General features: G+C 45.6%; 9 protein-coding genes. 6 read left to right on the top strand and 3 right to left on the bottom strand.

The features are described from left to right. The first annotated feature begins 131 nt into the window (after positions 1 to 131). On the top strand, positions 132 to 308 hold the full coding sequence (locus tag QME20_RS16815; RefSeq protein WP_239241270.1) for a sporulation YhaL family protein: 177 nt from the start codon (positions 132 to 134) through the stop codon (positions 306 to 308). Between the two features lie 244 nt (positions 309 to 552). On the opposite strand, the gene cdd is transcribed toward QME20_RS16815, so the two are convergent. Then, a complete protein-coding gene (cdd, locus tag QME20_RS16810) occupies positions 553 to 960 on the bottom strand; it encodes a cytidine deaminase (protein WP_338853617.1) in 408 nt (135 codons plus the stop codon). Between the two features lie 135 nt (positions 961 to 1,095). Here cdd and nlpI point away from each other — a divergent pair, with 135 nt between their 5' ends. Both nlpI and QME20_RS16800 read left to right on the top strand, forming a co-directional pair. Further along, complete coding sequence (gene nlpI, locus QME20_RS16805) at positions 1,096 to 1,998, top strand: lipoprotein NlpI (protein WP_281716289.1); 903 nt, start codon at positions 1,096 to 1,098, stop codon at positions 1,996 to 1,998. Positions 1,999 to 2,010: 12 nt separating this feature from the next. After that, the gene (locus tag QME20_RS16800; RefSeq protein WP_281716288.1) at positions 2,011 to 3,687 is read left to right on the top strand and encodes a sel1 repeat family protein; all 1,677 of its coding nucleotides are present in this window, start codon (positions 2,011 to 2,013) and stop codon (positions 3,685 to 3,687) included. A 35-nt stretch (positions 3,688 to 3,722) separates the two neighbouring features. Here QME20_RS16800 and cysZ read toward each other — a convergent pair whose 3' ends face one another. Then, the gene (gene cysZ, locus QME20_RS16795) at positions 3,723 to 4,460 is read right to left on the bottom strand and encodes a sulfate transporter CysZ (protein WP_281716287.1); all 738 of its coding nucleotides are present in this window, start codon (positions 4,458 to 4,460) and stop codon (positions 3,723 to 3,725) included. A gap of 262 nt (positions 4,461 to 4,722) precedes the next feature. On the opposite strand from cysZ, the gene smc reads away from it, so the two are divergent. The 3 genes from smc (at position 4,723) to ligA (ending at position 12,188) form a co-directional block, all read left to right on the top strand. Next, positions 4,723 to 8,262, top strand: coding sequence for a chromosome segregation protein SMC (gene smc / locus QME20_RS16790; protein ID WP_281716286.1), 3,540 nt, complete (start codon positions 4,723 to 4,725; stop codon positions 8,260 to 8,262). Between the two features lie 20 nt (positions 8,263 to 8,282). Next, positions 8,283 to 9,860, top strand: coding sequence for a cell division protein ZipA (gene zipA, locus QME20_RS16785; RefSeq protein ID WP_281716285.1), 1,578 nt, complete (start codon positions 8,283 to 8,285; stop codon positions 9,858 to 9,860). A 291-nt stretch (positions 9,861 to 10,151) separates the two neighbouring features. After that, positions 10,152 to 12,188, top strand: coding sequence for an NAD-dependent DNA ligase LigA (gene ligA, locus QME20_RS16780; protein ID WP_061094954.1), 2,037 nt, complete (start codon positions 10,152 to 10,154; stop codon positions 12,186 to 12,188). On the opposite strand, the gene QME20_RS16775 is transcribed toward ligA, so the two are convergent. Beyond that, the gene (locus tag QME20_RS16775; protein ID WP_061094955.1) at positions 12,171 to 12,380 is read right to left on the bottom strand and encodes a hypothetical protein; all 210 of its coding nucleotides are present in this window, start codon (positions 12,378 to 12,380) and stop codon (positions 12,171 to 12,173) included. The genes ligA and QME20_RS16775 overlap by 18 nt on opposite strands. Positions 12,381 to 12,396 lie beyond the last annotated feature (16 nt).

Genomic DNA, 12,396 nt, shown 5'->3' with positions numbered 1-12,396 from the left:
AAATCAATATGAGGCGGACATGAAGAAATTGAAAAAAGTAGCTTAACTGGGTTGGTCAATTTTGGTTGACCACGTCAACTCAAACAAATAAATGTTAAAGTTATTTCACGAAATTGTGATTAGGGAATGATATGGACTTTCTTTTTAATGTTTTGATTTGGGTAGGCGTGGTTATTTTTGCCATATTTTTTATTGGATTTATGGCCGCTGCTAAGCTGAATAAACGCCAAGAAGAAAAACGCGCCAATCAGACGTCTGCAGAGCCTACTCGTGAAGGCGAAAAGCCGAGTAACCAAAATAAAAGTTAACCTTTCGTTCATTGTAAAACGTCAACGTTTAATAAAAACGTTCATATTTTTCACCCCTTTATATCAGTTCCCCCGTTTAGTGAAAAAGGGGGAACATTATGCAAACAACAATTTTACCAAACGCCAACCCAAAGCACTTAACACACCAAAGTGTACTACCGTTTAAAAAAGCGCCTTTCGTAAACGAGGTAAGGGCGGTGAAACTCGCTCGAGCCTCGATTACGAACAGTATTTTAGGAATGACTTATTTGTCTAGATCGTGCGCCCTAAAGGCATTTGGAAGTAACTCACCAATGGTGGTTTCGAATGTCTCGCCGTTTTGACTTACCATGGTTACGGGAGTTTCATCTGGGGCGAATTCAGCAATTTTCTGTCTGCATCCACCGCACGGAAAGCAAAACTCGTCGTTCGGGCTCGCAATAACGATATGCGAGATACGTTTGTGTCCCTGTGTGACCATATTGCCAATAGCCGTGGCTTCAGCGCATTGGCCTAATGGAAAAGCAGCACTTTCTACATTACAACCAGAGAAGGTTTCGCCACTTGGAGTAAGCACCGCAGCACCAACTTTAAAGTTGGAATAAGGTGAGTGTGAGTTTTTCTGTGCGTCAAAAGCAAGTTGTGATAGTTGTTCTAAATTATTTTTCTTCATAGCTACCTGTGTTAACCACCCAATACGCTTTACTTTTATCATCAAATGCGAGAAGGTTGGCGGCATTAGCGCCGCAACAAGCGTATACTTAATACTCAGGCGGTTTTTTCTTTTTTTATAGAATGCTTTTTTACCATGTGCAGAAACGTTAGTCTCATCTTTTTTTCTCTATTCGCTGCTATTTTAACCGGTTGTGCGCAAACACCAACTGTTTCAGAAAGACCACAAATGGGAAACCTGCTTTTAGCCGAACCTGCGCCCATTAATCCTCGTTCCGAAATGGCTATTGCTCGTTACAATCAGGTGCTTACCAGCCCTGCGTTATCAGATGAAGACAAAGCTGAACTGCACTTTCAACGAGGCATGTTGTACGACAGCGTGGGCCTATCGGGCTTAGCGCAGTTTGATTACACCCAAGCCATTAATTTAAAGCCAGATTTGGCTGAAGCCTATAATTCTATGGGTATTCACTATATTCAACAGAACGACTTTATTCAGGCTTACGACGCATTCGACTCTACGCTGGAAATCAACCCAGAGTACGATTTCGCGTTCCTAAATCGCGGTATTGCGCTTTATTACGGTGGGCGCGCCGAACTCGCGACCAACGATCTAAACCGCTTTTTTGAAAAAGATGACAGCGATCCATTTCGCGCTCTGTGGGCGTACTTTGCGCATCACGACGTGTCAGAGCTTGAAGGACAAAAATACTTAGCTTCTATTCGACCAACGCTGGACAACCAGCACTGGGCTACTACGCTGGTGGATTTGTTTTTAGGTACTGTTGATGAGAACGATGTACTTAACTCATTGTTAGACGGTGTGAAAAGCCAAAAAGCGTTAACAGACAGGTTGTGTGAAGCGTATTTTTACTTAGGTAAATTTCATACCCAGCGCGGCAACAGCGGTATTGCATCAAATTACTTCAAGCTTGCATTAAGCACCAATGTATTTGATTACGTTGAACACCGCTACGCACGAATGGAACTTAACCGTTTGCGTGAACTAGCTAGCAGCGATCTGGTTAGCGAAGAGTAAACAGCAAGCGTTATGCGAGGCTTATTTTTAGCAGTGTTCGCACTGCTCATAGTTGCGGGCGATAGCGGACGCTATGTCCCGCAGCTAATTGCTAATGCAAGCAAGGTGCTTGCGCCGGCAAGCCTAGTGTCAGATAGCGACCCAACTGAAAAGGCGAGCTCTGCTTCAGTAAATACTGCCGACGGCATGGCACAGGTTAGCGGACAGGACAGCACAGAATCTTCTCCCGACGCTCAAACTTCGGCTAATACCGAACGTTTCAATTATTCTAACTATCACCTTAAGCATGATGCACTAGCGCTACTTTGGTTAGCTGCAAAGCAGGGCAGTGAAAATGCACAGGCACGCTTGCTCGGTGAATTTGAGCGTGCGTATAACGCAGGCTTCATTGCTACTGACTATATTGATGAAACCACTGCAATCTATTTTCTAGAGAAGCTAGTTAATCTTGAAAACGCAGACGCTGCATGGCTGCTGTACCAAATATTAGGTGAAGAAGGTGCGTCACAGCGCTTTATGCGCTTAGCGGCGCTCGGCGAGGTCGCAGAAGCACAGCTTGCGTTTGCAATGTCTACCGATTCGCCAGAAAAACGTGAGAAGTGGCTGGTACGCGCGGCTTCACAAAACTACGTACCCGCACAGGCTGCATTGGCCGATTGGTATCTTCTACACGGGCAACAACAATTAGCGAAACCGCTGCTCGCAGCAACGGCAACCTTAGACATGCAGAGTGCATTTAAGTATGCTCGCCTTCTGTGGGACGAAGGGGAATTTTCTGAGGCCAAGCAGCATTTTAGCTTTGCCGCGAAGAAAGGGCATCTTCAAGCTGAAAAAGCCTTAGAGGCCATCAATCTCTACACGCCGTATTCTATAGAGCAAGCACTAAAGCAGTCTCCTTCATTTAACTGGGAGAATGAAGGGAAATGCCTTCAGCGTATTCAGCCTTTTGCTACCAGTTTAGCTACTATCATGCGTGCTCATAGTCTTTATAACTCATTCAATGACGACAAGCGCCTGCAGAACCTTTCTATTTGCCTGGCCCCGCCTATTTGGCTTAAACCCGATGTACTAAGCTGCGATCCGGATTATAAGAACGCTGGGATCTTAGGCTGTAGTATTACTCCTTTGGCAAGCATTGCGAAAAAGCAGAAATTTAGTCATGCAGTAGTAGTGGCAGAGCAGGGTAAGGCAAATGTTCAAAACGGCGTAATGTACTTAGACATCAGTGACGCTTATTCAGTGTTTGTTCATGAGCTAGCGCACTTCGCAGGCTTCGCTGACGAATATCCTATTGGCAAGGGCATGGCGAATAGGCTGTGCGATGAAGATGGAATAAGCGATTTTGCACCACCAAACCTAATCGTAGATTCTGAGTACTGGTATGCACCTCACAAAACGGTCGAAAATTGGCTAGAGATAGATCCTGCAACCATTATTGCACGCGCCAAAACGTGCACCGTATTGGGGGAAAACAGCTATAAGCCCAGCCGCAGAATTACCTTTATGGAACATCACGATAGCGGCGTGATCCCGCCTTTATATTTGGTACTGTGGCAGCAGCAGCTGGAAAAACAAAATGCCCAGCGACCTATTTCAATGAATTTCTTCCAGGCATTCCACAATAGCGGCAACCAAAAAGAAGCCGCACACTGGTTAGCTGAATACGAAGCGTTTACTGGTGGCAAATAACCATAGCTGTCATTACTAAAACAATACACTCGCCACTATTTAGCGAGTGTATCTTTAAGCTCTCTTACCCACATAGACGTTGCACCACAAATTGCTACGGGCATAACGATAAAGTTAACCACGGGAACAAGTGAGAATATATTCACCATCATTCCGAACGTCATCGCTTTCCCTTTGTGTTCGCCAAGGTGCAGGCGCATGCGCGTAAAATCTATTTTGTGGTTGTCGTATGGGTAATCGCAGTACTGAATTGCCATCATCCAGGCGTTAAATAAGAACCACAAGACTTGCCCAATAATGGGCAGGAAAAAGAACAATAACAAAAAACCAATAGCGCGAGGTAAATACCAAACGAGCTTTGTGAGTTCGCGGCCTACTGTTCGAGGAATGTCTTTAACTAAAGACATCACGCCCTCGTCACCTAAATCTTGACCCGTTAAATGACGCTCAACCTTTTCTGATAACACACCGTTAAACGGCGCTGCAATCCAGTTTGCGAGTGTACCAAAGATGAGTGCGAAAATGAGCAATACGCTGATGACTGCTAGGGGCCACAAGAAAAAGCTGATCGCTGTTTTGATCCAGCCTAACCATTCAGGTACAAGGTCAATCACATAAGCGATGCCCATTTCTATTTGGCCAAATAAGAAGTAAAAAGCCACAGAAAAAAGCACTAAGTTTATTGTTAGGGGTACAAAAACAAAACGCTTTAATCCTTTGGTTTTTATAAGCGAAAAGCCTTCAAAGAAATAATGTACACCGCCTGAACTCATTCGTACTCCTTCGCGTTTGAAACGCTGTGTTTGTTAACTATCTGTTCTATCATACGCGCTTGGCGTATTCTCTGCCTAACTCAGTGAAATGGTAATTGTTACAAGCTGTTAGATTTGGTAGAGTCGAAGCATAATAACAAAAGAATCTTCCGTGTGATTGCATCATTTCTACATCAACTGCTATTTCAGCCGATGGTTAGCTGGTTTCTGGCTAATATCAAGGCGATACCGCGTGCAGCTTTGTGTTTAAGAGGGATGATGTGTGAGGCTTAAAAAGATTAAGCTCGCGGGTTTCAAGTCCTTTGTTGAGCCAACTACCATTCCATTCCCCGGCGAAATGACCGCCATCGTAGGCCCTAACGGCTGCGGCAAGTCGAATGTCATTGATGCTGTACGTTGGGTTTTAGGTGAAAGTTCTGCCAAAAACTTACGCGGCGATGCAATGACCGACGTGATTTTTAATGGCTCTTCGTCTCGTAAGCCAGTGGGGCAATGTAGCGTTGAACTTGTTTTCGACAACAGTGCAGGGCGGATAGCAGGTGAATTTGCCAACTACAATGAGCTATCTGTTAAACGCTTAGTTACACGGGACGCCACCTCTACCTATTTTCTAAACGGCACTAAATGTCGCCGGCGTGATGTCACCGATCTGTTTTTAGGAACAGGGCTAGGCCCCCGGTCTTACGCCATCATTGAGCAAGGTATGATCTCTCGGCTTATTGAATCTAAGCCACAGGATTTGCGTGTATTCATAGAAGAAGCCGCGGGTATCTCAAAGTACAAAGAGCGCCGCAGAGAGACAGAGAACCGTATAAGGCACACGCAAGATAACCTTGAACGCTTGAATGATGTGCGCGACGAATTAGGCAAGCAGCTCGAAAAATTACAGCGTCAGGCAGCCGCGGCTACTCGTTACAAAACGCTACGTGCACAAGCCAGAGAGCTGAAAGGCCAGTTAGCAGCCCTTCGTTTTCTGAAAAATAGTGAACATATTGAAGCGCTGCAAAAACAGCAGCAATCACTCCAGTTAGAAGTGGATGACTTAGTTGCCCGGCTACAGGGCGACGAAGCTGGGCTTGAGTCGTACAAAACTAAGCAGCTGGAAACAAAACAAACGATAGATGATCTTCAGCAGCAGCTGTTTACTACCAGTAACGCAATAACGCGACTAGAGCAAAATGCGCTGCACGCAAAACAACGCAAAGGTCAGGTAGAGCAAGAGTTAGCACGAATTAGCGAGCAACACGAATTGCTTAACCACTCTATTGATGAGGCACAGGAAGCGCTTGCGGTATCAAACGAGGCGCTTGAAAACATTGAGCCTGAATTTGCCCTTAAGGAAGCAGAGTTAGAGCATGCCAAAGAGCGTTTTGAAGACGCTGAACAAGCGCTAAGAGAATTTAACGCACAAGCGCGAGCGCAAGAACAAACCTACAATCAACTTCGTCAGAATGTTCAGCAATGCCATAGCCAAATTCAGTCAACGATGAGCATGCAGTTACGCACTTCTCAGCGTATCAGCGAACTACAAGACGAGCTAAAACAGCTAGATGAAGAAGATTTTGCCAGTCAGATAACACTTTTAGAAGAGCAATGTAGCGAACTCGATTTTGACATTGATGAAGCTAAGCAATTACTTCAAGAGTCCAATCAAAAGGTGTCGCAGCAACAAGGCGAAGTCAACGCTATAGAAGCGAAGCGCCGTGATGCCCAGGGCCAGTTACAAACTGCACTGTCCACAAAAGCTGCGCTAGAAGCGCTTCAACAAGATGCCTCAAATAATGAAGACGTAACGTTAGACGGGATAGAAAAGCTGTGGCAGCAGTTTAGCTCTAACCAAACTCTTGCACCTTGCGTAGAATCGATTTTACAACACGCAAAAGACCCCGTTGTTGCCAAAAGCCATGACATACAGGCATTGCTTCAAAACCAAGATAATTTGCCAAGCGGCATTAAAGTGTTTACCGATAAGGCGTTTGTAAGCACTGCCAGATCGGGTTCATTAGCACACGCTCTATTAACTGAATCTAGCACTAATGAACCGTCAACACAGCGTGTTCCCGCATTTTTTAATGACATTTACCTTTGTAGCAACGATGACGAACTTGCGGAAACGATTGAAAGTGCTTTTGTAAGCGTTCTTGATAAAGAAGATGAACCTGAAGGCATAGCCAAGGGGTTTACTAGCGCAATCTCGCCTTCAGGGTTGTGGGCAAGTTCACAGTGGGTAGTGAAACCTGGCGAAGCAAGCGACGGTGCTTTGCAGCGGGCGAACAAAATTAAGGGGCTAGTAGACAGCATTGAAGAAACTGAAAGCCTTATAGATGAGATTGAGCATTCATTAGAGTGCGCCAAACAGGCACTTGAACAGAGCGAAGCGCAAAAGCAGTCTATTCAGAGCGCCTTGGGTGAAAAAGAAAACCAGCGCGCACAGATTAAAAATAAACTTTCTTTGCTTGAAATGCAGCAAGAGCAACAGTCAACACGCACTGCCAAACTTAATGACGAGTTAGCAAAGCAAGAGTTAATGTTAGCGAAAGAAGAAGAGCAACTAGCCCAACTTTCGGAAAAGTTAGAGCTTCAAGAGGCACAAATACTTGAACACGAAGTGCACATTGACGATGTGAACGCTAAGCGTGATGCAAATGAGCGAACTACATCAGAACTACGCGCGTTAGTTGATACATTAACATCGCAAAATCATGAGCTTGCACTTAAGAAGCAACAATTAGAGAACCATCAGAATTTATACAGTCAACAGGTTACGCGTAACCTTCAGCAGCGTGAAGAGTACATAAAAAACAAAGAAAGATTACAAAAAGAACTTACACAGCTGACGTCTCCTGAAGAAATTCAAGAAGCAGAGCTTCAGTCGCTGTTGGAAAACAAAGCGGAATTAGAACAACTGAAAAGTGCTAAGCAAAGTAGTCTTGAAGATATAGAGCAGTGGTTGCGAGAAGCCGAAAAAGGGCATCAAGCTCTGGGTAAAGACATTCAAACGCGACAGGCAAACATCGATAAACTTAATATCGATATTGAAGGCTACCGGGTACGTGCGAATACGATTTTAGAACAGCTTGATGAAACGCAGCAGTCGCTGAAGAGCATTCTAGAAACCTTACCTGAAGATGCCGAAGAGAAGCGCTGGCAAGAAGACCTTGAAAAAACGCAGGCTAATTTGCAGCGCTTAGGTGCAGTGAACTTAGCCGCAGTTGAAGAGTATGAAACCCAGTCGGAAAGAAAGTCACATTTAGATACACAGCACAACGACCTTACTGAAGCCTTGGAAACGCTACAGTCGGCCATTCGTAAAATTGATAAAGAAACCCGCACGCGCTTTTCTACCACCTTTGAACAGGTTAACGAAGACCTTAAATCGTTATTTCCCAAAGTGTTTGGGGGCGGTTCGGCGTATCTTGCGCTTACCGATGACGATTTGTTAGAAACTGGGGTGACGATAATGGCTCGCCCCCCTGGTAAGAAAAATAGTACGATTCACCTCTTAAGCGGTGGAGAAAAAGCACTAACCGCTTTATCATTGGTGTTTGCTATTTTCAGATTAAATCCGGCTCCATTTTGTTTGCTGGATGAAGTAGATGCACCATTGGATGATGCAAATGTAGGGCGCTTTTGTAACTTAGTGTCAGAAATGTCACAAACAGTGCAGTTTATTTATATCACCCACAATAAAATAGCGATGGAAATGGCCAGTCACCTCACCGGTGTTACCATGGCGGAACCGGGAGTTTCGCGCATGGTGGCGGTAGATGTGGACGAGGCTGTAGCCTTCGCAGAAGCATAACAAAGGGCGAAAGAAATTAAATGGAAGATCAATTACGTCTATTTTTACTCCTTGGAGGCACGGTTTTTATCATCGCAGTGCTTGCCCATGGTATTTGGAAAATTCGTAAAAACAGTAAGCCTTCGGAAAAAGAGCGCTTAGAGCCCCGTCAGTGGCAAGATGATAACAATGATTTCGAGTCTGACGAGCAAGAAGGCTTTGACGAGCTTGGCATTGGCGCGGTGCGCGTGGTTAGCAAATCACAAAACCAAGAGCATGAGGCTGCAAGCAACGTATCAACGAATACGGCAAATGGCCCTGCACATCACGACATCAATGAAAAACATGCTTACAGCAGCGAAGAAGCTGATGACGACGATAGCTTGTCTCAACATGCCACGTCAAAAGAGCACGGTGATGGAAAAGAGGGCGCACACGGTGAGCATGCGGGTAAACGCCCAAGCAGCGTTGGTAATTCAGCTATGCCGTCTGACGGGAAAGAAGAAGCTGAGAAAGCACCAAAGCTCTATGGCTCTGTGGTTACGAATCCGAAGCCACACATGAAAGGGCAAGCTCGTCCCGACGGCGCATCAACAAAAGGTGCTAACAGGGGCGACGAAAACCTTGCCGCGTTCCCTGAACCTCCAGGCTTCTTACTTCGTGAAGGCGAAGAGCAAGAGGAAACGTCTTTAGCGTCGCATGCTCAGCGTGAAGAAAGCGAACAGCCAAATACTCCAAGTAATCAAGAGAGAGCGGATAACGCGCAATCGCATGACCCAATTCAGAGTCAGGCGGGCGGTCATCAAGAAAGAGGGCGTGCAGAGCCAGTTCGTCCTGCACAGAAGTTTTATATCGACCCAACGCTGGAGGAAGAGCCTGAAACAGTGCAGCCGCCGGCTAAAAACGAAAGAGAAGTTGCTGATTTTAGTTTAGATGCACCCGGAGAGTCTGTTTCATCCAGCGATGTTCATGAAGAAAATGAACAGCCGCGACGTTTTGCACGTAACAAACGAAGCAAAACGCCAGTGAGAAGACGTGAAGAGCCGAATTTTGGTGACGATCAAATGCGTATTGATTTTGACACCAGCGAAGCAGCTAGCGCTGATTTTGGCGATGAAAGCTTTAGTGCTAATGAATCAGGCATTGATGGTGCTGGAAGTACACCAAAGACCGCTAAGTCGTCGATTGAACCCGAGGTTTTAGTATTAAATGTAAGAACGCCAGAAGGCGAGCCCATTTCAGGCGCTGCACTATTACCTATGCTATTAACATTAGGGTTTAAATTTGGCGATCAAGACATCTTCCACCGCCACGTAAACTCAAATGGCAAAGGGCCAGTATTGTTTAGTCTTGCTAACATGTTTAAGCCTGGGGTTTTCGATATTGATAACCTAGAGAACTTTGAAACCCAAGGTATTTCACTGTTTATGATATTGCCTATTGAGGGTGACCCTCATCAAGTGTTTAACATGATGCACAATGCAGCCCGCAAATTGGCAGATGAGTTCGGCGCACAAGTACTTGATGGGCGCCGAAGCGTATTAACGAAGCAGGGCTTACAGCAATACGTCGAGAAAATTCGTGAGTTCGAGCGCAAGCGTATGATTGCGCGCAGCTAGCGTTAATTTATCACTTGCGCCTCAATCTTGTGGATTATTCATGTAGGTGCAAAAACAAAAAAGGACTTGGCTCATACCCAGGTCCTTTTCTGTTGATTAGGGTCTATTGATCTTTGATGTATAACAAGGGCTAGCAAGCCATAGCATTGTAGCGTGGCTGTTCGTTTCACAACCTGACTGAAATAGATCAGATTTTTGCAGCCCATTTGAAACATACAGCGGCTTGGGCGAATAGGCCTTGGCAACGAATTGTAATACTTTTAACTATTTAAACGGCGTGACAACAACTCCATGTCAGATTCTTTAGAACAAGCAAAGCAACAAATAGCAACACTTCGCAACACACTTAATGAGTACAACTATCAGTACTATGTGATGGATGACCCTTCGGTTCCTGATGCAGTATATGATAGAGATATGCAGGCGCTTATTGCGCTAGAAAAACAATATCCTACGCTTCAAAGCCCAAATTCTCCCAGTCAAAAAGTAGGGGGCGCAGCGTTATCGGCCTTTGAACAAGTTACCCATGATGTTCCTATGTTGTCGCTGGATAACGCCTTTGATGAAGAATCACTGCTTGCCTTCGAAAAACGTTTAAAAGACAGACTAAAAGATTCGGCAACGTTAGATTTTAGCTGCGAACCCAAGCTAGATGGTTTAGCGGTAAGTATTCTGTATGAAAATGGCGAATTAGTGCGTGCTGCCACCCGTGGTGACGGCCAGGTAGGCGAGAATATCACGGCTAACGTGCGTACTATCTCAAATGTGCCGTTAACGCTTCGTGGTGAGCATTATCCTGAGCGCGTAGAAGTGCGCGGTGAAGTGTTTATGCCTCGTGAGGGCTTTGCAAAACTTAACGAACATCAAAAAGAAACGGGTGGTAAGGTTTTTGCGAACCCTCGTAATGCTGCGGCTGGCAGTTTACGACAGTTAGACTCTAAAATTACGGCCAAGCGCCCGCTGATGTTTTATGCTTATTCGCTAGGCGTTGTTCAACCCGAAAGTTTTGAACTGCCCACAACACACAGCGAGCGCCTTAAGCAGTTGGGTAATTGGGGGCTGCCGCTGTGCCCTGATATTGACACCGCCGAGGGCGGTAAGGGCTGCTTGGCATACTACAACCACATTTTGGAAAAGCGCGACAGTTTGCCGTATGACATCGATGGCGTTGTGTTTAAGGTCAACCGTATTGACCTGCAAAATGCCCTTGGATTTGTGGCTCGAGCGCCTCGCTGGGCCATTGCGCAGAAGTTTCCTGCGCAAGAAGAAGTGACTAAGTTACTGGACGTTGAGTTTCAGGTAGGAAGGACTGGTGCGATCACGCCGGTTGCCCGCTTAGAGCCCGTGTTTGTAGGCGGAGTTACAGTATCTAATGCTACTCTTCACAATCAGGACGAAATTTCCAGATTAGGCGTTAAAGTTGGCGACACCGTGGTAATTCGACGTGCGGGTGACGTAATTCCTCAAGTGGTATCTGTGGTAGAAGCTAATCGCACAGGTAGCGAAACTGACATTACCTTCCCAAGCCAATGCCCAGTGTGTGACTCGCAGGTTGAGAAACTAGAAGACGAAGCGGTTGCCCGTTGCACCGGTGGGTTAATTTGTGCAGCACAACGCAAGCAGGCGCTTAAGCATTTTGCTTCGCGTAAAGCATTCGATATTGATGGTCTGGGCGACAAGTTAGTCGATCAGTTAGTTGACGCTGATCTTGTGCATAGTCCCGCCGACTTTTTCACGCTTTCGTTAGGCGATGTTGTTGGGCTGGAACGCATGGCTGAAAAGTCTGCCAGTAAGCTACTGGCATCGCTTGAAGCTTCAAAGCAAACCACGCTTGCCAAGTTCCTATACGCATTGGGGATCCGTGAGGTTGGCGAAGCTACTGCGGCAAACTTGGCTGCGCACTTCGAAACCTTGGAGGCTATTCGCGAGGCGTCGCTTGAAGCACTGGTTGAAGTCCAAGACGTTGGTGAAGTGGTGGCTACCCACATTTTCAATTTCTTTAACGAGTCACACAATACCGATGTTATTGATGCGCTATTAAAAGAAGGAATTAATTGGCCAGCTATTGAAAAGCCAGATTCGGATAATTTGCCTCTTGAAGGCAAAACATGCGTTATTACCGGTACGCTTAGCGAAATGGGGCGTTCTGATGCGAAAGCCCGTTTGCAGTTACTTGGTGCAAAAGTGGCAGGCTCGGTAAGTAAGAATACCGACTTCCTAGTTGCAGGAGAAAAAGCGGGTTCCAAGCTAACCAAAGCACAAGAGCTAGATGTGGAGGTATGGGACGAAGCTGCGCTTATCGCTTTTTTATCAGAGCATGAAAAGTAGCCTGTCTGGCTTAAATTCAATAACAGAGCTCGGCGTAATGGTTTTCCTGAATAAATTAACGCCGAACTCATATTGATTGTTACCAATAAAAAACGCCACTTCTACGAAGTGGCGTTTTTTGTAATTCTTGCTCTGTCTTTTACGGCGTACTTTGTACTGAACGTTGTAAGGGGCTTGAGAAAAGGTAAACATTTCTACAAACCCTCAA

The organism is Alteromonas sp. CyTr2 (genome assembly GCF_947311905.1).
In the GTDB taxonomy this organism is placed as follows: domain Bacteria; phylum Pseudomonadota; class Gammaproteobacteria; order Enterobacterales; family Alteromonadaceae; genus Alteromonas; species Alteromonas macleodii.
The sequence above is the reverse complement of the archived record's forward strand: the minus strand, read 5'-3'. Positions and strand labels throughout refer to the sequence as shown.